Genomic DNA, 17,765 nt, shown 5'->3' on the forward strand with positions numbered 1-17,765 from the left:
GGCCTCCCGCAGGACGGCCGGCCCGGATGGAAGCCGACATTTTTGCGTGGGTATTTTTTCGGCGGAAAGGGCCGTCATCGTGCCGTGGTCCAAACAGCGCAGTGGTCTTCGCCGACGTCCGCGCTATAGTTGGCCGGACGCTGGCTCACCCAGGACAAGTTCACGACAACCCAGGAGGACTTCATGGACCGCACCGCAAACGCCGTCTGGAAAGGCAATTTGAAAGACGGCAAGGGCACGCTCGACACGCAGAGCGGGACCCTGAAGGGTACGCCCTATTCGTTCAAGGCGCGCTTCGAGGACGAAAGCGGCAAATCCGGCACCAATCCGGAAGAACTGATCGCGGCCGCCCATGCCGGCTGCTACGCCATGCAGCTGTCGCATTTCCTCGCCGAAAACGGCACGCCGGCGCAAGAACTCGACGCCAAGGCCGTGGTGACGCTGGTTCCCGGCACCGGCATCACCGGCAGCGCCATCACCCTGGTCGGCAAGGTGCCCGGCATCGATGCGGCGAAGTTCAAGGAATTGGCCGAGAAGGCCAAGGCCGAATGCCCGGTCTCTCAAGCGCTTGGCGCGATCAAGGTTTCGCTCGACGCCAGGCTTGGCTGAAGGGCTTGCCCTGAAGTGACAAACGCCGGCTCCAGGGCCGGCGTTTCTGCATCGGAGATTGGCGAAAGTGGTCGCAGCATCCAATCTCCCCTTCAAGGGACCCTCGTGGGGTCTCGGATTGGCGGCCTCAACCGCCCAGCGCATCAAGCCGGGCGCGAAGGGCCGCGACTTCCTGCTCCAGCGCCTCCAACCTCGCTTCCAGATCGGAGGCAGGCGCGGCCGGCGCACTGCGCTGAGCCGAGAGGGCGGCAACATCCACTGGACCGGCGAGCAGATGCACGTAGCGGTCCTCGCGCTGGCCCGGCCCGCGTGGGATTTCCTGGACCAATGGCGGCCGGCGGCCGATCAGCATGTCGAGTTCGCCGCGCAGGTCTTCGATCGATGAAAACCGCGCCATGCGCTCAGCTCGCGCCAGGAGTTCATGTGCCGTCTGCGGTCCGCGCAGCAAGAGCAGACCGAGCAACGCGGTCTGCGGCGTGGTCAGTGAGAAACGCTGCGCCATCTGATGCTCGTAGCGCTCGACGCGCGAACCGAACATCTGCCGCACAAGTCCCTTCTGCTCAAGCAGCTTCAGGGCCCTGTGCACCTCCGTCTGTTCCAGCGTCATGACAGGCTCGCGCGCCGTCTTCTGGTTGGCCGCGGCAAGTGCCGCGTTGAGCGTCAGCGGATAGACGTCCGGCGTCAGCTCCTTCTTCTCGATCAAGCAGCCAAGCACGCGGGCTTCGGCGGGAGAGAGGATGGGAAGGTCTTCGCTCATTGGATTGGTTATTTTCTACCGATTCTTGGACAGCATGATTTTGACAGACATCCGAGAAGCGCGACAGAGCAGAACTCTTGTCTCGGCGATCGCCTTGATCGGGTTGAGGCCTCGGCCAGGTAGGCGCTATCTAGCGGCGAACAAACGCAGGCGCGCATTAACGCGACTCAGCCTCGGACGCCACGGCGGTCCGTGTCGGTTTCAACTGCCAGAATGACCTGACGAGCACATCCTCGGCATAGATAGCGTCATCGAACTGGTCCTGTCCAAGTGCCCGGCTCAGCGTCGGTCGATCCCCAAGCAGCGAAACGCCAAGGGCAGCCTGATCATTCGAGAGCGGCACCCCCAGCGCGTCAAGAATGGTGGGAAATATGTCAATCGTGCCCGCAAGCCCGGTATAGGTTTTGGAAGGAATGCCATCGCCCGACAGCGAGAAGAAGTTGCGGCGTTCATAATTGTTCAAGCGATCCGTTACCGTGCTCGGCGCGCTGAGGTGGTCGCTTTGCAAGGCCAGGACAGTGTTCCTCATCAGACCCGCGGCTTCGGCTTTGTGAATGAAGTCCGCGATGAGCATGTTCGTGCATTTCACGGCATGGAGAATGTTGGGGGTCTGCGGAGGAAGTCCCGTCTTGCCGATGCATTTGTCGGTCAGGTAGCCGTCCATCGCATGCCCGCCGCTGACGGCGATCGTGAGCGAGAACGGTTTGCCGTCCCGCTGCACTCGGCGCAAGACGCCGAAGCTCATATCCAGAACTTCGGCGTCGTCGGCGCCAAAAGCGTTGCCGCGCCCCGCGATGGCGGCCACCACTTCGGATCCCCCAAAAAGCGATGAGTAGCCATGGGTGGAATAGAATGTGCCCTGACCGGTGAAGTTGAGCGGCCAACCGGTAATAAAGTTCTGCTGATAGCCCCGCGCCTTCAGAACGTCGCCCAGGCAGGTCAGTCCTGGCAGGAATTGCGAATTCTCCTCCAGATACTGGCGCGTCGTGAAGAACGATATCAGCAGCGGCGTTCCACAGTTCGCAGCGACCATCCCTGAGATGGAGTTGTTGGTATAGGCAAGTTGCACCATGTTGGTCGCCGAAACGCCACGCCTGTCGAATTCGAGCAGCGGACCCATGACGTCGCCGAACTCCGCCTCGTTCATGTAGGTGCGCTCGGCGCTCTCAATGAAAATATGAATGAGGTTCTTTGGCGCGGCGGTCGCCGACGCTGTTTCAGCCGGCTTTGTCAAAGAGGTGACATCGACGAACTGCTTGGACAGGAAGTCATGCAGCGGGTTGGGATGGATCGCTGCCGCGATCGGACGTGTCAGCATCGGGTTTGCCGCCAGGAAGAATGCCATCAAGGCAACGTCCAATCCTCTTGTCAGCGTGCCGCGCGCCTTCAGTGCGCCAAGACCGAAAAGACCGACGGCAATGATCAGGATCGTGCTTCCAGTATTCATCAAATACTCAAGAACGACACTGGGGGTGAGAACTCCGGCGCCGACATGCATGAACATCGCTGCCCAATCGAAATAGCCGAAAACATTTTCGAGGTAGACATAGACAAGGAAGAAAAAGCACGGAACGAGCGATAAATAGGCTCTGAACCACCCGCTTCCTGGCTGATCCGTCCTTGCCCCCTGGAGGCGATCCAGCAAGACAAGCGCGATCAAAGCCACTAGGCCGACGACCAGGATCAGCCTCTTCTCCTGAAAATAGACCTGCGAGGTGAGCCAGGTGAGCGATCCCACCGTCGCGGCGCTAACCAACGGTCCTATTGGCCAGTAACGAACCGCAGGAAATCCACTCATACTCTGTACTCGAGCGACGACTTCCGAAGTATCTATCGAGAATCTCTTAACGCTATACTAAGGTAACGTCACGTCATAGTGTATAGATGACAGCTGATTAATGAGGTTTCTCTAATGTAAGTCGTCCCGAAAATCACCTCGGTTTTGGGCAAGCAACGTGTATGAAAACAATGATGGGCGCGCCACATATCCAGGCCGTGCCGTGGCGCCTGGTAGCCGCTTCGACGGCGCTGAGGGATCCTTGATCTCAGCGCATTGTTGGTGAGGATGGCCGCCGTGTATTTCAGGCGAGTACCGATTCTCGATCAGCCGGCCGGCTTGTCCTCCGCCGAACCTAAACCCTTCTCTCCACCATCATCTTCTTGATCTCGGCGATCGCCTTCGCGGGATTGAGCCCCTTCGGACAGGTCTGCGCGCAGTTCATGATGGTGTGGCAGCGATAGAGCCGGAACGGGTCTTCGAGATTGTCGAGCCGTTCCCCCTTGGCCTCGTCGCGGCTGTCGATCAGCCAGCGATAGGCCTGCAGCAGCGTCGCCGGGCCGAGATAGCGGTCGCCGTTCCACCAGTAGCTCGGGCACGAGGTCGAGCAACAGGCGCACAATATGCACTCGTAAAGCCCGTCGAGCTTTTCGCGGTCCTCGTGGCTCTGCAGCCATTCCTTGGCCGGCGTTGGCGACACCGTCTTCAGCCATGGCTCGATGGAGGCGTGCTGGGCGTAGAAATTGGTAAGGTCGGGCACCAGATCCTTGATCACGGGCATATGCGGAAGCGGATAGATCTTGATCGCGCCCGATATGTCGTCGCAGCCCTTGGTGCAGGCGAGCGTGTTCGAGCCGTCGATGTTCATGGCGCAGGAACCGCAAATGCCTTCGCGGCAGGAGCGGCGCAAGGTCAGTGTCGGGTCGATCTTGTTCTTGATCCACAGCAGCGCGTCGAGCACCATCGGCCCGCAATCGTCCATATCGACGAAGTAGGTGTCCATGCGCGGGTTCTCGTCGTCGTCCGGCGACCAGCGATAGATGCGGTATTCCCTGAGATTGGTGGCACCCTGCGGCTTCGGCCAGGTCTTGCCCTGCTGGACCTTCGAGTTCTTTGGGAGCGTGAGTTCGACCATTACCTCAGGTCCTTTCGGATGACGAGCTTCAGCCCGGACCAGATTTCGTTCACGGCGGCGACCTTGACGTCGACAAGGTCGAGCTTGAGCGCTTCAGCACGGACAACGCCCTCGGTGACGTCGGTGGCCACTTTCGAGGCCTTCTTTGGCCAGGAGACCCAGACCATGCCGTCGCGCTTGATCGCCGCCTCGAGTGCGCCGAGGCGATCCTCGATCTCGGCGCGCTGTCTGGCGAAGGCGTGGACGGCGTCGTATTTCAGCACCACGCCCGAAATGTCGGACCATTCGGCCAGCCGGTCGGCCTCGGCGAAATCGACGGCCTCGGCGAGGTCCGCGAGTTCCGGCGGCAGGGCGATGAAGGCGGCAATCATCCCATCCTTCAGGCCGAGCTTGACCGGAAGGGACGTACCGGAATATCCCGCCGCCGTCGCCATCCTCAGTACACCCTGGCCTTCGGCGCTATCTTGGCCAGACTGATGCCGCCGTCCTTTTCGGCCAAAAGCGGCTCGGTGTGCACCGGCCGATAGGTCAGCGTCACCGCGCCGTCCTCGCTGAGATGGGCGAGCGTATGCTTGCGCCAGTTGGCGTCGTCGCGGGCGGAAAAATCTTCCCGAGCATGCGCGCCTCGGCTCTCCTTGCGCGCCTCGGCGCCGTAGACGGTGGTGATGGCGTTGGCCATCAGGTTTTCCAGTTCCAGAGTCTCGACCAGGTCCGAGTTCCAGATCATCGAGCGGTCGAAGACTTTGACATCCTTGAGCTCGGTCCAGATTTCCGAAATACGCTTGCAGCCGTTTTCGAGCGATTCCTGCGTGCGGAACACGGCGGCATCTTCCTGCATCGCCTTTTGCATCTTTTCACGAAGGACAGCCGTCGGCGTCGAGCCGTTGGCGTGGCGGAGCCGGTCGAAGCGATCCATGATCTTGTCGACCGAAGCCTGGTTGGGCGACGGGATCGCCGCCTTGCGGTCGATGACCTGGCCGGCGCGGATCGCCGCGGCGCGGCCGAACACCACCAGGTCGATCAGCGAGTTCGAGCCAAGCCGGTTGGCGCCGTGCACGGAAGCGCAACCGGCCTCGCCGACCGCCATCAGGCCGGGCGAGACCCGGTCGGGGTTGTCCGCGGTTGGATTGAGCACCTCGCCCCAATAATTGGTCGGCACGCCGCCCATATTGTAGTGCACCGTCGGCAGCACCGGGATCGGCTCCTTGGTCAGGTCGACGCCGGCGAAGATTTTCGCCGACTCTGAAATGCCTGGAAGCCTTTCGTGCAAGACCGCCGGATCGAGATGATCGAGGTGCAGGAAGATGTGGTCCTTGGCCTTGCCGACGCCGCGGCCCTCGCGAATTTCCAGCGTCATGCAGCGCGAGACGACATCGCGCGAGGCGAGGTCCTTGGCCGACGGTGCGTAGCGCTCCATGAAGCGTTCGCCCTCGGAGTTGACGAGATAGCCGCCCTCGCCGCGCGCGCCCTCGGTAATCAGGCAGCCGGCGCCATAGATTCCGGTCGGGTGAAACTGCACGAACTCCATGTCCTGCAACGGGAACCCCGCCCGCGCCGCCATGCCGCCACCGTCGCCGGTGCAGGTGTGCGCCGAGGTCGCCGAAAAATAGGCGCGCCCATAGCCGCCGGTCGCCAGCACCACCATCTTGGCCGAGAAGCGGTGGATGGTGCCGTCGTCCAGATTCCACGCCACGACGCCGGTGCAGGTTCCGTCCGGTTCCATGATCAGATCGAGCGCGAAATACTCGATGAAGAACTGCGCGTTGTTCTTCAGCGACTGGCCGTAGAGCGTGTGCAGGATGGCATGCCCGGTGCGGTCGGCGGCCGCACAGGTGCGCTGCACAGGCGGCCCGTCGCCATAGTTCATCATGTGGCCGCCGAACGGCCGCTGGTAGATCTTGCCCTCTTCGGTGCGCGAGAACGGCACCCCGTAATGTTCGAGTTCGTAAACGGCGGCCGGGGCTTCGCGCACCAGATATTCCATGGCGTCGACATCGCCCAGCCAGTCCGAGCCCTTGACGGTGTCGTACATGTGCCACTGCCAGGAATCCGGGCCCATGTTGGACAGCGACGCGGCGATGCCGCCTTGCGCGGCAACCGTGTGCGAGCGGGTGGGGAACACCTTGGTGATGCAGGCGGTGCGCAGGCCCTGTTCGGCCATGCCAAGCGTGGCGCGCAGCCCGGCGCCGCCGGCGCCGACGACGACCACGTCGAACTTGTGATCGACAAAGGTGTAGCCTGCCGCGTTGGCTGATTTCGTGTCCTGGGCCAAGACTTCAGCCTCCGAATGCCAGTTTCAGCAGGGCGAAGAGCGAAGCGACGCCGACTGCTATGGTGAAGAATGTGTTGAGGGCGATCAGCGCCAGCTTCATGCCTTCGCCATGCACATAGTCCTCGATGATCACCTGCATGCCGATCCGCATATGATAGAGCGGCGAGATGAGCACCAGGGCCATCACCAGCGCCACGAACGGGTTGGCGAGCGCTGCCCGCACCTGCGCATAGCCGGCGCCGTTGAGCGCGATCAAGAACCCGGTGAAAAACAGGATCAGCGGGATGTTGGCGATCGCCGTCAATCGCTGGCGCCAGAAATGCCCGGTGCCTTCGCGGGCAGAGCCCAGGCCGCGCACCCTGGCCAGCGGGGTGCGCATGTCGGTGTTCTTCGCACTCATCACAAAGCTCCCCGCGCTATGGTGCCGGCGACCCAGATCAGCAGCGTGAGCAGAACCGAGCCGGCAAGCGTCGCCCAGGCGATCTTCGAGGCCGTGTGTTTTTCAAGCCCGGCGCCGGTGTCCCAGATCAGATGGCGGACACCGCCCAGCATGTGATGCATCAGCGCCCAGCTATAGCCGAACAGGATCAGCCGCCCGATCCAGGTGCCGAAGGCCCAGTTCACCCAATCGAAAGCCGGCTGCGAGGATGCCGCCGCCATCAGCCAGACGGCAACCAGCAGCGTGCCGAAGTAAAGCGCGCCCCCGGTGATGCGATGGATGATCGACATCGTCATGGTGATCGGCGGCCGGTACACGCTCAGGTGCGGCGAAAGCGGCCTTTCGCGTCTGGCTTGGGTGGCTGGTGGTTTGCTCATGGCTGCCCCAGTTCGGCGTCTGCCGCCTCAGGTGGAAATGCGGCATTGCCGCTTCCGGTTGCGACTTCGGACAGCCGGTTTCTAATGCTCTTTTTGCACCGCGTCAAAGCCAGAAAACCGTTTCGAAAACGTAATTTAGTCTGACTAAAAGCCGGATGCGGCTTCAATCGATTAGCGGGCGAACAGCCGAAGCCGGCTCGATATCGCTGCAGTGCAGCATGTCTGGCTAGGGGCGCGGCCGTGTCGAGATTTGGCTCACCGGGTGCAGGTCTGCGGCGTCGATCCCCTCTTCATCACCAGCGCCTCGCGTCCGTCGATCACGATTGCGTCATGCGTGACCGCCTGGTAGCGGCTGCTCTGGTTTGCCGGTGACGCCGCGAACTCCTCGGTGGCGCCTGCCTGGCCGACCACGCGCAGCGACGTGCCGAGGTTCTGAATGGTGATCATGCCGCCATTGCCGCATCTGTAGGTGGCCGTGCCCGTGGTGAAGCGCGGGGCAGTGAGGTCGGTGGTGATCTTGGTCGCCGGTCGCGCGGACTGTTGCTGGACGGGAGCAGCAGGCGCCACCACGGGTGTCGCTGTGTTGGCGGCCTTGGGCGCGCCATCCTCCGGCACACAGGCGCCGGCCGCGAGAAGCAGCGGAATAGCGAACGACATCCGAAGCGTTCGGTCAAACATCATGTGCTGCCCCCTCATGGCTGGGCACGCTAGCCACGCGGCGCGCCAAGATCAAGTTCACCCCGGATTCGAGCGGCCATGTCGTCCCGTTGGGACATCGGCGGCGACCGCGAAATTAACCATGTTCATTAAGAAACGGCCGTCGGGCCGCTCCTCCCCTTAACAAAGGTTAAGAAAGGGTTAATTTCCGATTCGGATCAGATCGGGGCGCGATCTCTCTCGCGCCGACAAAGGGAGAGCGACATGCGTTCTAGATCAGTGCGGGCTAAATCAGTGGATTCTAAATCAGCGCGGGCCAAATCAGTGCGGACAAGCCTCGCGGCCCTCACGCTGGCAGCGCTTGCCGTCACGGTGGCCGCGCCGGCCGAAGCCGGCTTGCGCCATCACGACCGCGTCTACGCCGATTCGTTCGGCAATCTCGTCATCGACAGCGCAGCCGGCTACAAGCGCATCATCGTCGGCGAAGGCAAGCTGGCCAGGCAATTGTCCGACTACACCAGCGCCGGCCAGCCCAAGGTGATCTACCAGAACGAATCCGACGACATATCGGGCGAAGGCGACTGCTATCGCCCGCCGGTGTTCGTCAAGGGCCGCTCCTATATGTACGGCCTGTCCGACGGCGAAATGCCTGAGCTCAGCCCCTGCCGTTGATGCGGGCCTGGCCGATTTTGAACACGGCCAGCCCATCGGCCGGCCCGGTGGAGACACGCACGCAGTCGCGCCCGGCATTCTTTGCCAGGTAGAGCGCTTCATCCGCGCGCCGCATCAGGTCGGAAAACCCCTCGCTCACGTGGAGCTCGGCAATCCCGAAGCTCGACGTGCAGCGGCTGTCGGCCGGCAACCCGCTGATGGGCAATGCGCCGAACGCGTGGCGGGTGCCTTCCGCGAACAGCCGGGCGGCTGCAAGGTTGGCGCCTGTCAGGATAACGGCGAACTCCTCGCCACCGATGCGGCCAACCACGTGATGGCCCTCGGCCGCTTCTCGCAGCAGGCCGGCAAAGGCCTCGATCACCCGGTCGCCGGAGGCATGGCCGAAGCTGTCGTTGACGGACTTGAAATGATCGAGATCGGCAATGACCATCGCCACCGGCACGCCCAGGCGCGTGGCGTCGTGTACGGCCAGCTCCGCATGACGCGTGAAGCCGCCACGGTTGAGCAGGCCCGACAGCGTGTCCACCTCCGACTTCGACGTCACTTCGGCAAGCACATCGCGAACGAGAATGCCCAGCGTCAGCAGCGCCAGTGCCAGGGCAAAGACAGTGCCCAGCGACTGCGACACCAGCGCGTAGCTGCTTTGCAGATAGGCCTGCGGATTGGCGCCCCAGCCGCCGAGCGCATGCGCGATGAACGGCTTTGAGGCAAACTGCAGGCCGCTGGCCGCCAGCACCGCCATCAGGATCAGATCGAGGCGACCGCGGCTTTGCCTAGACGCCCAGACGATGCCAAGGCCAACGAACTGCATGGCGGCGTAGGGAAGCTGGTAGGCCATGATGCGGGTGAGCGACTGGCGCGGCAGATCCTGCACGAAATAGACCGCGATGGTGGTTGCGGCCAGGAAGAACAGCATCGGCGTCCATGGCGGCGCCACGCCATATTTGCGGGCAAGTCCGCCGTTGAAGGCAATGGTGGCGCCGAGGAAAACGGCAAAGGCCGTAACCACAGGAAGCCGCGCATCGTTGAAGGCCGGAATGCTGAATTCGATCGCTGAATAGACCACGCCCAGGACATAAGCGGACGCCATCCAGCGCGCCGGCGCGCGGCCGGCATCATGGAACGAGACAGCCATGAAGGATACCGCCAGCAGGCTGGCAACCGCCAGATTGATCAACAGGATGAAGTTGGCGCCGCTCATCTATCCTCAAACCCCCTCCGACAGCTAAACATCGACGGGCGAAAAAGACGTTAACGCGAAGCGCGGACGCGGCGGTCAGCTGGCCCTGAGCGGCTCAGGCACGAACACCGTCTCCGGTCGCTCGTAGGAGAGGCGCACGCTGTCGCGACCGTTTTTCTTGGCCTTGTAAAGCGCCTCGTCGGCCCGTCGCATCAACGGTTCCAGCGTCTCGTCGCCGCTGCGGGCCGCCACGCCGAAGCTGGCGGTAACCTTGGTGCCGGCGGGAAGCCCGTCGACGCCGCCAGCCGAATAGAGTGTGCGCACCGCCTCGGCGAACAGCCGCGCCGCGGCGAGATCGGTCAGCGGCAAAAGCACGGCGAATTCTTCGCCGCCGATGCGCCCCGCGGCACCTCGTGCTCCCGTGGCCGAGCGCAGCTTCCCGGCGAAATCCGCGATCACGCGGTCGCCGGCGGCATGCCCGTGCATATCGTTGAGCGCCTTGAAATGGTCGAGGTCCGCCAGCACCAGCGCCACCGGGAATTTGGCCATGGCGCAACGCTGCAGCAGCATGGCGGCGCGTTCCTCGAAACCCCGGCGGTTGAGCAGCCCCGAAAGCGGATCGGTGTGGGTTTCCGTCTTAAGCGCCTTCATCACGTCGAGCGCGGCGGCGGTGAAGAGGCAAAGCGCGATCAGCAGCGACAGCAGCGCGTGCGACAGCAGCGCCGTCGTCCAGTAGGACGAGCCGTAGAAGCCGTCATAACCGGCGAAGGGCCCGTGCGCGATGACGACCGCCAGGGTGCGCACGAAGAAATTGACGCTGGACAGCAGCGACAGCACGAACAGGATCTTTTCTGTCGGGCCGTTGTTGCGCACCGGGCGCAGTTCGGCGGCGACGAGCAGGCTGACGCCGCCGAAACCGAAATTCATCGCCAGGATGCGCCAGGTGAGATCCGGGGTGACGAACAGGAACCACGCGAATGCCGCAAGGCCGCCGCCCGCCAGCACGGCGATCCCGACGCCGGGCACCTTCCGGCCGTAGCGGGCGATAATGGCGCCGGACAGGCAGCAGGCAGCGATGGTGAAGCAGATGTTCGACACCAGCTTGGTCAGCGTCACACCGATGGGCAAGGTGAAATATTGGAACAGGAAGCCGGGCGCCGAGACGCAGTAGCTGAGCGCCAGCACCGCCAGATAGGGGCGATGGCGCTGATGGAACCACAGCATGAGGAAGGCCGCGCCGAGCGCCAGCGCGATCGTCGGGTTGAGCAACGCAATGAACAGGCCGGTGTCCAAAGGACTGTGACTTCCCCTCTGTTGACGTCGCGGAAGACCTTAGAGGGCAAGCCCAAACAAGCCGTTAAGCCTGGGCTGTCGGCGCCGTATGTTTGCGGGAACCCGGTGCTGTCGGAAGCGTTCCTGAATTCACAATCCAGGAGCAGGCCATGGCCGACACGATCACATTGACCGACCACGATGCAATCCGTTCATGGGCTGCCGGGCGTGCCGGCTTTCCCGCAATCGTCGACATATCGCCAGAGGCTGGGACGCAGCCCATGCTTAGGCTGGTCTTCGGCCAGCACGCCTATCAGGACCAGGACCAGCCGGAACGGCCCGTCAACGCCGGCGGCTATGAGCTTGTCGAATGGGACGAGTGGTTCAAGCTCTTCGACGAAGAGCAGCTGGCGCTCGTGGTCGCGGCGGACGAACCTGGGCGCCGCGAGGAATTCCATGAACTCATCCGGCGCGACAGGAAGGCTTGACCCAAGCCCTGCAAAGGCTCGGGTCAACTCCAGCCTGGCTTATTTCCAGTCGCGAATGTCGACGAAGTGGCCGGCAATCGCCGCGGCGGCCGCCATGGCCGGCGACACCAGGTGGGTGCGGCCCTTGAAGCCCTGGCGGCCTTCGAAATTGCGGTTCGAGGTCGAGGCGCAGCGCTCATGCGGCTTCAGCCGGTCGTCGTTCATGGCCAGGCACATCGAACAGCCCGGCTCGCGCCAGTCGAACCCGGCGGCGCGGAAGATCTTGTCCAGCCCCTCGGCTTCGGCCTGCTCCTTGACCAGGCCGGAGCCCGGCACGATCATGGCATCGACATGCGGGCTGACTGTCTTGCCCTCGACCACCTTGGCGACGGCGCGCAGATCCTCGATACGGCCGTTGGTGCAGGAGCCGATGAAGACGCGGTCGAGGGTGATGTCGGTGATCTTCGTCCCCGGCGTCAGGCCCATATAGTCGAGCGCGCGCAGCTTGGAGGTGCGCTTGTTCTCGTCGGTGATGTCTTCCGGGTTCGGCACGATGCCCTGCACGGAGACGACATCCTCGGGCGAGGAGCCCCAGGAGACGATCGGCGGCAGCTTGGCCGCGTCGAGCACGATCACCTTGTCGAAATGCGCGCCTTCGTCGGTCTGCAGCGTCTTCCAGTATTCGAGCGCCGCGTCCCAGGCAGCGCCCTTCGGCGCGCGCGGCTTGTCCTTGACATAGGCGAAGGTGGTCTCGTCGGCCGCGATCAGGCCGGCGCGCGCGCCGCCCTCGATCGACATGTTGCAGATCGTCATGCGGCCTTCCATCGACAGCGCACGGATCGCCTCGCCGGCATATTCGATGACATAGCCGGTGCCGCCGGCGGTGCCGATCTCGCCGATGATGGCAAGGATGATGTCCTTGGCGGTGACCCCTTCCGGCAGCTGGCCGTCGACGCGCACCAGCATGTTCTTGGCCTTGCGCTGGATCAGCGTTTGCGTCGCCAGCACATGCTCGACCTCGGACGTGCCGATGCCATGCGCCAGCGCGCCGAAGGCACCGTGCGTCGAAGTGTGGCTGTCGCCGCAGACGATGGTCATGCCGGGCAGCGTAAAGCCCTGCTCGGGGCCGATGATGTGGACGATGCCCTGGCGGATATCGTTCTCCGAATAATATTCGACGCCGAAATCCCTGGCGTTCCTGGCCAGCGCTTCGACCTGGATGCGGCTTTCCTCGTTCTTGATGCCGAACTTGCGCTCGGGCGAGGTCGAGACGTTATGGTCGACCACGGCCAGCGTCTTTTCCGGGTGACGGACTTTCCGGCCGCTCATGCGCAGGCCTTCGAAGGCCTGCGGGCTGGTCACCTCATGGACGAGGTGGCGGTCGATGTAGAGCAGGCAGGTGCCGTCGTCCTGGCGGTCGACGACATGGTCGTCGAAAATCTTGTCGTAGAGGGTGCGCGGTGCGCTCATGTGCGTAAATCCGTAGATATGAGAATGGGAAAGAGCTGATGCCGCAAGCCCGCGGCAGGCCGGCAGGGATCAGCGAAGTCGGCTGGTCAGGGCGCCGGACACGCGCGCGGAAAAGCGCGACGGCAGGCGTTTTCTGTCCTGCAGCACGAACCCCTTGTAGGCCGGATCGCTGAAAAGCTTTTCCATGGCGGGCTAGATAGCAATGTTTTGGCTTTTCGGCAATTGCGGCATGTCGCCGGCACTTCTTCACTCGGCTTACATCACCTCGAACACAAAAGTCTTCACCAGCGCGTCGGGCTCGGCGATGGCGTAACAGCGAAACCACGGGCTTGCCTCAACCGCCCGCCATTTCGCTGCCTGTTCCAACTCATCGAACACAGCCTGAAAACCGCCGCTCTCAAACACCTGGTCGCGCACCGTGAAGATGGCGTGGCCGCCCTTTTTCGTGATGCGCACTAGTTCGTGCAGGCCGGTGGCCGGCGCGTGGCTGATGGTGAACACACCGGTGGAGAAGAAGGCGCGGAAATGCCCGTCCGGCCATGGCAGCGGGCCGCCCAGCATTGCCTGCTTCAGCTCGCTGTAGGCGTTGCGGCTGCCGGCGATCTTGAGCATGTCGTCCGATAGGTCGAGTCCGGCAATGTCGCTGTAGCCGAGCGCCTTCAGCGACGGTCCCGACAGGCCCGTGCCGCAGCCGGCGTCGAGCAGCGGCCCTTCTCCCGCAGGCACGTGGCGGGTAACCCAGGCGGTGATCAGGAACGGCAGGAGATACCCGAGCGAGGCGGTTTCGCCATCATAGGTCGCGGCCCATGCGGCATAGGCCCGCGCCAGCGTTTCGGGCGTATCGGCCGTGTAGACCGAATCCAGCGCCGCATTGGCCTTGTCGATGTTCACTGGCAGCTCCTCCTCCGGCAAGCACCGAGCGTAACGCTGTCCCGGCCCAAAAACTATTCCTCGTGCTGGCGGCGCAAACGCCGCTCCAGCGCCCTGAGCGCCAGCGACAGGCCGACGGTGAGGATGAGATAGATATAGGCTGTTATCGAATAGGTCTCGAAGAAGCGGAACGAGCCGGCGGCATACACTTTGCCCATCTGCGTGATGTCGGCGACGCCGAGCACCGAGACCAGCGAGGAATCCTTGACCAGGGCGACGAAATCATTGCCGAGCGGCGGCAGGATGGTGCGGATCGCCTGCGGGAACACGACCAGCCGGAAGCGCTGCGCACGGCTCAGCCCCAAGGCCTTCGCTGCCTCGATCTGTCCTTTCTCGACCGACTGGATGCCGGCGCGAAAAACCTCGGAGATGAAGGCCGAATAGCCGATGGTCAGCGCCATGATGGCACGCCACAGCAACGACACGTCACGCACCAGCAATTCACCGAGGATACCGGCATTCTGCAATGGCGCGGTCAGCGCGTTCCAGGCCGCGACGAAGGCCGGCGCGCCGGCAAAGGCTATCCAGAACAGCAGCACCAGGATCGGCACGCCGCGAATGATCTCGACATAGAAGCGCGCGATCTGCCGCAGCCAGGCCGAACCCGACAGTCCCATCAAAGCGATGCCGAGGCCGATCACCGACGCCAGGACAAAGGCGATCACGGTGACGAAGACGGTGATGCCGATGCCCTTGGCGACAGTGGCGAAGACCTGCGCATAGAGATCGCTGGCGGCGATGGCGAGGGCGGCCGCCAGCGCAAGGACACCGGCAACGGCGAGCCACCAGGGGAAGTCGGGTTTGGAAATGCTGGGGGCTGCCATTAGCAGGGATCGGCGACGCAAGAACTGCGAGAGGGACGCAGACTCAACGCAAATCCCTGCCCATCAGACCGGGCCCTCAACAAGATTGGCTCACTGCCCCATCTTGTAATCAAGGAACCACTTCTTGTTCAGCGCATCGAAGGTGCCATCCGCCTTCAGCGCTGCGATCGCCGCGTTGACCGGCTTCACGAGGTCGGAGCCCTTGGGGAAGATGAAGCCGAAATCCTCGCTGCCGAGCGGGCCACCGATCAGCTTCAGCTTGCCATCCGAAGCATCGACATAACCCTTGCCGGCGGTGCCGTCGGTCAGCACGACATCGACGTCGCCGGACTTCAGTGCCTGGACGGTGGCGCCAAACGTCTCGAACAGTTTGATGCGCGGGTTCTGCTCATTGCCGTCGAGCACACTGTAGACGGCGGTGTAGAAAGGCGTGGTGCCGGCCTGTGCGCCGATCAGTCCGTCCTTGAAGGCGCCGAAGGTCTTGGCGTCGGTGAAGCGGCTTTCATCGCCGCGCACCAGCATGAACTGTTCCGAGCGCATATAGGGGTCGGAGAAATCCACCTTCTGCTTGCGGTCGTCCTTGATGGTGATGCCGGTCATGCCGATGTTGTACTGGTTGTCGGAGACCGCCTGGATCATCGCATCCCAGGATGTGTTCTGGTATTCGACCTTGAAATTGAGCCGCTTGGCGATCTCGTTCATCGCGTCATATTCCCAGCCGATCTGTTTTCCCGTCTTGGCATCGATGAACTGCAGCGGCGGATAGGCGTTTTCAGTCACCACCACCACTTGTCTGCCGCCGAGATCGGGCAGCGCCTGCGCGAAGGCGGCAACGGGCGCCAGGACCAGGGCCAACAGGCCGGCCAGCAGCAATTTCGATTTGGTCATGACACACTCCCCGAAATGATTGGCCGCGCGATGTTTGCGCGGCAGAGAAATCCGGCGCCGACTTTAGCTTTCCGCAAGCGCCTTGCAAGACGGGTCCACCGCGACCTTGCGCGTTAACGTGGATTCCAGTGCGTCCGGGAGGCGGTTTTTGAGGACGATCCTTGCCGCGATCAATCTTGCTCGGTCGCGGCTTCGCGCAATCCCGCGACAAGGCGGGTGAGCGTGCCGTGAAGGGTTTTGAGCTCAGCCCGCTCCAGCGGCATGCCGCAATCGAGCGCCGCCTGCACATCCTTCATGTTCGCGCGCAGCGCCTGGCCCTTGGCCGTCGGCTCGACCAGCACCCGGCGCTCGTCGTCGGCATCGCGCCGGCGGGTGACGAGGCCGCCCGCTTCCATTCGCTTGAGCAGCGGCGTCAGCGTCGCTGAATCCAGGTCGAGCGCTTCGCCAAGGTCGCCCACCGTGCTCGGCGCGCGTTCCCACAGCGCCAGCATCACCAGATATTGCGGATAGGTCAGGCCGAGCGGATCGAGCAACGGCCGGTAGAGCTTGGTCATCAATCCGCTCGCCGAATAGAGCGCGAAACAGAGCTGTTGATCGAGCCGTGGCACCGGGTGCGCCCCGGCGGCCTCCGCCGGGGCTTCTCTGGCTTTCGTTTCGACCTTTGTCGTCATGCCGCCTTTACCGAAAGCGCCACCTCGACATTGCCCCTGATGGCATTCGAATAGGGGCAAATCTGATGCGCCGCCGATACAAGCGCTTCAGCCGCCGCCTGATCAAGGCCTTTCGTCTCCGCTGCCAACGCGACGCCGAGCTTGAAGCCTTCGCCATTGGGGAGCAGGCTGACGGTGGCCGCTACCGCTGCATCCTCGAGCGGCAGCTTCTGCTTGCGCGCCACGAAGCGGATCGCGCTTTCGAAGCAGGCGGCATAGCCGATGGCGAAAAGCTGTTCGGGATTGGTCGCGCCACCCGGTCCGCCGAGCTCCTTGGGCATCGCCAGATCGACCTTGAGCAGGCCGTCGCTGGTTTCGCCATGGCCGGCGCGACCGCCCGTCACGTGGGCCTGTGTGGTGTAGAGTGCCATCTTCCATTCTCCAATTAGATTTGTGCACGATTAGTTAGTGCACAAAACGATTGGACGTCAATTGCCGATCCCGATCTCCGAGGCTGAACCCGTTCACAGTTCGGTGAAACGAAAAAAGGCGGCCGAAGCCGCCTTTTTCAAATTCCTTCGTCGAACTCTTATTCGGCCGGGGTCGCTTCGGCGGCAGCCTTGGCTGCTGCTTCAGCTTCGGCGGCTGCCTTCTTCTCGGCGGCTTCCTTGGCGGCCGTCTCGGCGGCCAGCGCCTGGGCGGCTGCGACCTTCTCGGCCTCGATGCGCGCCTTCTCGGCGTTCAGCGCGTCGCGCTCCTCATCGTTGAGCTTGCGGGCGCGCACGCCGGTGTTTTCCGAAATACGGGCCGACTTGCCGCGACGATCGCGCAGGTAATAGAGCTTGGCGCGACGCACCTTGCCGCGGCGCACGATCTCGACGCCTTCGACCATCGGCGAGTAGACGGGGAACACGCGCTCGACGCCTTCGCCGTAGGAGATCTTGCGGACGGTGAAATTTTCCTGGAAGCCGGAACCGGCGCGGGCGATGACGACGCCCTCATAAGCCTGGACGCGGGTGCGGGTGCCTTCGGTCACGCGGACCTGGACGCGCACGGTGTCGCCGGGCTGGAATTCGGGAAGCTTGCGCTTGGCTTCGATCTTGGCGGCCTGTTCGGCCTCGAGCTGACGGATGAGATCCATCTAAAAATCCACTTCTTGTTCTTCCGACAGTCAGAGCGCCCTACGCTCGCCTTGCAGTTCCATTGACCGCTCGGCTATGTCCTTTGTCTCCAAGACATTTGTCTCCCAGACATCGGGCAGGGGCGACTACACCGTCATTGTTGACGGGTCCGGCAGAGTTGTTCTTGCCGGTACGGGCGGGCACATACAGCTATTTCGGCGCTTTGTCACGCCTTGCCCGTGCATTTTTTGCCGGCATGGCTCCCGGC

21 protein-coding genes are annotated in these 17,765 nt (G+C 63.1%); 3 read left to right on the plus strand and 18 right to left on the minus strand.

Annotated elements, in window-relative coordinates; all coding sequences use genetic code 11:
- Nucleotides 1-183: 183 nt before the first annotated feature.
- Nucleotides 184-609, plus strand: a complete 426-nt coding sequence (locus LB516_RS10400) for an OsmC family protein (RefSeq protein ID WP_015315043.1) — start codon at nt 184-186, stop codon at nt 607-609.
- A gap of 127 nt (nt 610-736) precedes the next feature.
- On the opposite strand, the gene LB516_RS10405 is transcribed toward LB516_RS10400, so the two are convergent.
- The 9 genes from LB516_RS10405 to LB516_RS29120 form a co-directional block, all read right to left on the minus strand.
- A complete protein-coding gene (locus LB516_RS10405; RefSeq protein ID WP_015315042.1) occupies nt 737-1,366 on the minus strand; it encodes a YceH family protein in 630 nt (209 codons plus the stop codon).
- Nucleotides 1,367-1,523: 157 nt separating this feature from the next.
- On the minus strand, nt 1,524-3,104 hold the full coding sequence (locus tag LB516_RS10410) for a sulfatase-like hydrolase/transferase (protein ID WP_224719480.1): 1,581 nt from the start codon (nt 3,102-3,104) through the stop codon (nt 1,524-1,526).
- Between the two features lie 394 nt (nt 3,105-3,498).
- Nucleotides 3,499-4,278: a succinate dehydrogenase iron-sulfur subunit gene (locus tag LB516_RS10415; protein WP_224719481.1), complete on the minus strand. Its 780-nt coding sequence runs from the start codon at nt 4,276-4,278 to the stop codon at nt 3,499-3,501.
- A complete protein-coding gene (locus LB516_RS10420; protein ID WP_224719482.1) occupies nt 4,278-4,712 on the minus strand; it encodes a DUF3052 domain-containing protein in 435 nt (144 codons plus the stop codon). Before LB516_RS10420 ends, LB516_RS10415 begins: the two co-directional genes overlap by 1 nt.
- 2 nt (nt 4,713-4,714) lie before the next feature.
- A complete protein-coding gene (sdhA, locus tag LB516_RS10425; RefSeq protein WP_015315038.1) occupies nt 4,715-6,550 on the minus strand; it encodes a succinate dehydrogenase flavoprotein subunit in 1,836 nt (611 codons plus the stop codon).
- A 4-nt stretch (nt 6,551-6,554) separates the two neighbouring features.
- On the minus strand, nt 6,555-6,950 hold the full coding sequence (gene sdhD, locus LB516_RS10430; RefSeq protein WP_023771889.1) for a succinate dehydrogenase, hydrophobic membrane anchor protein: 396 nt from the start codon (nt 6,948-6,950) through the stop codon (nt 6,555-6,557).
- Complete coding sequence (gene sdhC / locus LB516_RS10435; protein WP_224719483.1) at nt 6,950-7,366, minus strand: succinate dehydrogenase, cytochrome b556 subunit; 417 nt, start codon at nt 7,364-7,366, stop codon at nt 6,950-6,952. The genes sdhD and sdhC overlap by 1 nt, the downstream gene beginning before the upstream one ends.
- Before the next feature lie 255 nt (nt 7,367-7,621).
- Nucleotides 7,622-8,047 carry a hypothetical protein gene (locus tag LB516_RS10440; protein WP_224719484.1) on the minus strand — a complete coding sequence of 142 codons (426 nt, stop codon included), beginning with the start codon at nt 8,045-8,047 and terminating at the stop codon, nt 7,622-7,624.
- 194 nt (nt 8,048-8,241) lie between these two features.
- Nucleotides 8,242-8,394 (minus strand): pentapeptide repeat-containing protein, encoded by a 153-nt coding sequence (locus LB516_RS29120; protein ID WP_140618349.1) that lies wholly within the window; start codon nt 8,392-8,394, stop codon nt 8,242-8,244.
- Between LB516_RS29120 and LB516_RS10450 the strand changes: the two genes are divergently transcribed.
- Nucleotides 8,348-8,695: a hypothetical protein gene (locus tag LB516_RS10450; RefSeq protein WP_224719485.1), complete on the plus strand. Its 348-nt coding sequence runs from the start codon at nt 8,348-8,350 to the stop codon at nt 8,693-8,695. The two genes, LB516_RS29120 and LB516_RS10450, sit on opposite strands and share 47 nt — an antisense overlap.
- Here the strand turns inward: LB516_RS10450 and LB516_RS10455 are convergent.
- Together LB516_RS10455 and LB516_RS10460 are read right to left on the minus strand one after the other, a co-directional pair.
- The gene (locus tag LB516_RS10455; RefSeq protein ID WP_224719486.1) at nt 8,679-9,896 is read right to left on the minus strand and encodes a sensor domain-containing diguanylate cyclase; all 1,218 of its coding nucleotides are present in this window, start codon (nt 9,894-9,896) and stop codon (nt 8,679-8,681) included. The two genes, LB516_RS10450 and LB516_RS10455, sit on opposite strands and share 17 nt — an antisense overlap.
- 75 nt (nt 9,897-9,971) lie before the next feature.
- Nucleotides 9,972-11,168, minus strand: a complete 1,197-nt coding sequence (locus LB516_RS10460) for a sensor domain-containing diguanylate cyclase (RefSeq protein ID WP_224529635.1) — start codon at nt 11,166-11,168, stop codon at nt 9,972-9,974.
- A gap of 149 nt (nt 11,169-11,317) precedes the next feature.
- Here LB516_RS10460 and LB516_RS10465 point away from each other — a divergent pair, with 149 nt between their 5' ends.
- Complete coding sequence (locus LB516_RS10465) at nt 11,318-11,635, plus strand: hypothetical protein (RefSeq protein ID WP_015315031.1); 318 nt, start codon at nt 11,318-11,320, stop codon at nt 11,633-11,635.
- A 39-nt stretch (nt 11,636-11,674) separates the two neighbouring features.
- Here LB516_RS10465 and leuC read toward each other — a convergent pair whose 3' ends face one another.
- The 7 genes from leuC to rplS all read right to left on the minus strand — a co-directional run bounded on the left by leuC (nt 11,675) and on the right by rplS (nt 17,517).
- Entirely contained in the window at nt 11,675-13,084 is a 1,410-nt protein-coding gene (leuC, locus tag LB516_RS10470) for a 3-isopropylmalate dehydratase large subunit (RefSeq protein ID WP_140618342.1), read from the minus strand.
- Between the two features lie 255 nt (nt 13,085-13,339).
- Nucleotides 13,340-13,975, minus strand: a complete 636-nt coding sequence (locus tag LB516_RS10475; protein ID WP_140618340.1) for a class I SAM-dependent DNA methyltransferase — start codon at nt 13,973-13,975, stop codon at nt 13,340-13,342.
- Nucleotides 13,976-14,028: 53 nt separating this feature from the next.
- A complete protein-coding gene (locus LB516_RS10480) occupies nt 14,029-14,838 on the minus strand; it encodes an amino acid ABC transporter permease (protein ID WP_140618338.1) in 810 nt (269 codons plus the stop codon).
- Between the two features lie 90 nt (nt 14,839-14,928).
- Nucleotides 14,929-15,726 carry a basic amino acid ABC transporter substrate-binding protein gene (locus LB516_RS10485; RefSeq protein WP_140618336.1) on the minus strand — a complete coding sequence of 266 codons (798 nt, stop codon included), beginning with the start codon at nt 15,724-15,726 and terminating at the stop codon, nt 14,929-14,931.
- 170 nt (nt 15,727-15,896) lie between these two features.
- Complete coding sequence (locus LB516_RS10490) at nt 15,897-16,397, minus strand: MarR family winged helix-turn-helix transcriptional regulator (protein ID WP_224719487.1); 501 nt, start codon at nt 16,395-16,397, stop codon at nt 15,897-15,899.
- Nucleotides 16,394-16,807, minus strand: a complete 414-nt coding sequence (locus LB516_RS10495; protein WP_224642596.1) for an organic hydroperoxide resistance protein — start codon at nt 16,805-16,807, stop codon at nt 16,394-16,396. Before LB516_RS10495 ends, LB516_RS10490 begins: the two co-directional genes overlap by 4 nt.
- Before the next feature lie 158 nt (nt 16,808-16,965).
- A complete protein-coding gene (gene rplS, locus LB516_RS10500; RefSeq protein ID WP_013892267.1) occupies nt 16,966-17,517 on the minus strand; it encodes a 50S ribosomal protein L19 in 552 nt (183 codons plus the stop codon).
- Nucleotides 17,518-17,765: the final 248 nt, after the last annotated feature.

Source organism: Mesorhizobium sp. CO1-1-7 (assembly GCF_020164885.1).
In the GTDB taxonomy this organism is placed as follows: domain Bacteria; phylum Pseudomonadota; class Alphaproteobacteria; order Rhizobiales; family Rhizobiaceae; genus Mesorhizobium; species Mesorhizobium australicum.

Coding starts and splice junctions, on each gene's coding strand:
- LB516_RS10400 (WP_015315043.1), top strand. CDS start 184: ATGGACCGCACCGCAAACGCCGTCTGGAAAGGCAATTTGAAAGACGGC.
- LB516_RS10480 (WP_140618338.1), bottom strand. CDS start 14,838: ATGGCAGCCCCCAGCATTTCCAAACCCGACTTCCCCTGGTGGCTCGCC.
- LB516_RS10415 (WP_224719481.1), bottom strand. CDS start 4,278: ATGGTCGAACTCACGCTCCCAAAGAACTCGAAGGTCCAGCAGGGCAAG.
- sdhD (WP_023771889.1), bottom strand. CDS start 6,950: ATGAGTGCGAAGAACACCGACATGCGCACCCCGCTGGCCAGGGTGCGC.
- LB516_RS10420 (WP_224719482.1), bottom strand. CDS start 4,712: ATGGCGACGGCGGCGGGATATTCCGGTACGTCCCTTCCGGTCAAGCTC.
- LB516_RS10440 (WP_224719484.1), bottom strand. CDS start 8,047: ATGATGTTTGACCGAACGCTTCGGATGTCGTTCGCTATTCCGCTGCTT.
- LB516_RS10485 (WP_140618336.1), bottom strand. CDS start 15,726: ATGACCAAATCGAAATTGCTGCTGGCCGGCCTGTTGGCCCTGGTCCTG.
- LB516_RS10490 (WP_224719487.1), bottom strand. CDS start 16,397: ATGACGACAAAGGTCGAAACGAAAGCCAGAGAAGCCCCGGCGGAGGCC.
- sdhC (WP_224719483.1), bottom strand. CDS start 7,366: ATGAGCAAACCACCAGCCACCCAAGCCAGACGCGAAAGGCCGCTTTCG.
- LB516_RS10455 (WP_224719486.1), bottom strand. CDS start 9,896: ATGAGCGGCGCCAACTTCATCCTGTTGATCAATCTGGCGGTTGCCAGC.
- LB516_RS10465 (WP_015315031.1), top strand. CDS start 11,318: ATGGCCGACACGATCACATTGACCGACCACGATGCAATCCGTTCATGG.
- leuC (WP_140618342.1), bottom strand. CDS start 13,084: ATGAGCGCACCGCGCACCCTCTACGACAAGATTTTCGACGACCATGTC.
- LB516_RS10405 (WP_015315042.1), bottom strand. CDS start 1,366: ATGAGCGAAGACCTTCCCATCCTCTCTCCCGCCGAAGCCCGCGTGCTT.
- LB516_RS10495 (WP_224642596.1), bottom strand. CDS start 16,807: ATGGCACTCTACACCACACAGGCCCACGTGACGGGCGGTCGCGCCGGC.
- rplS (WP_013892267.1), bottom strand. CDS start 17,517: ATGGATCTCATCCGTCAGCTCGAGGCCGAACAGGCCGCCAAGATCGAA.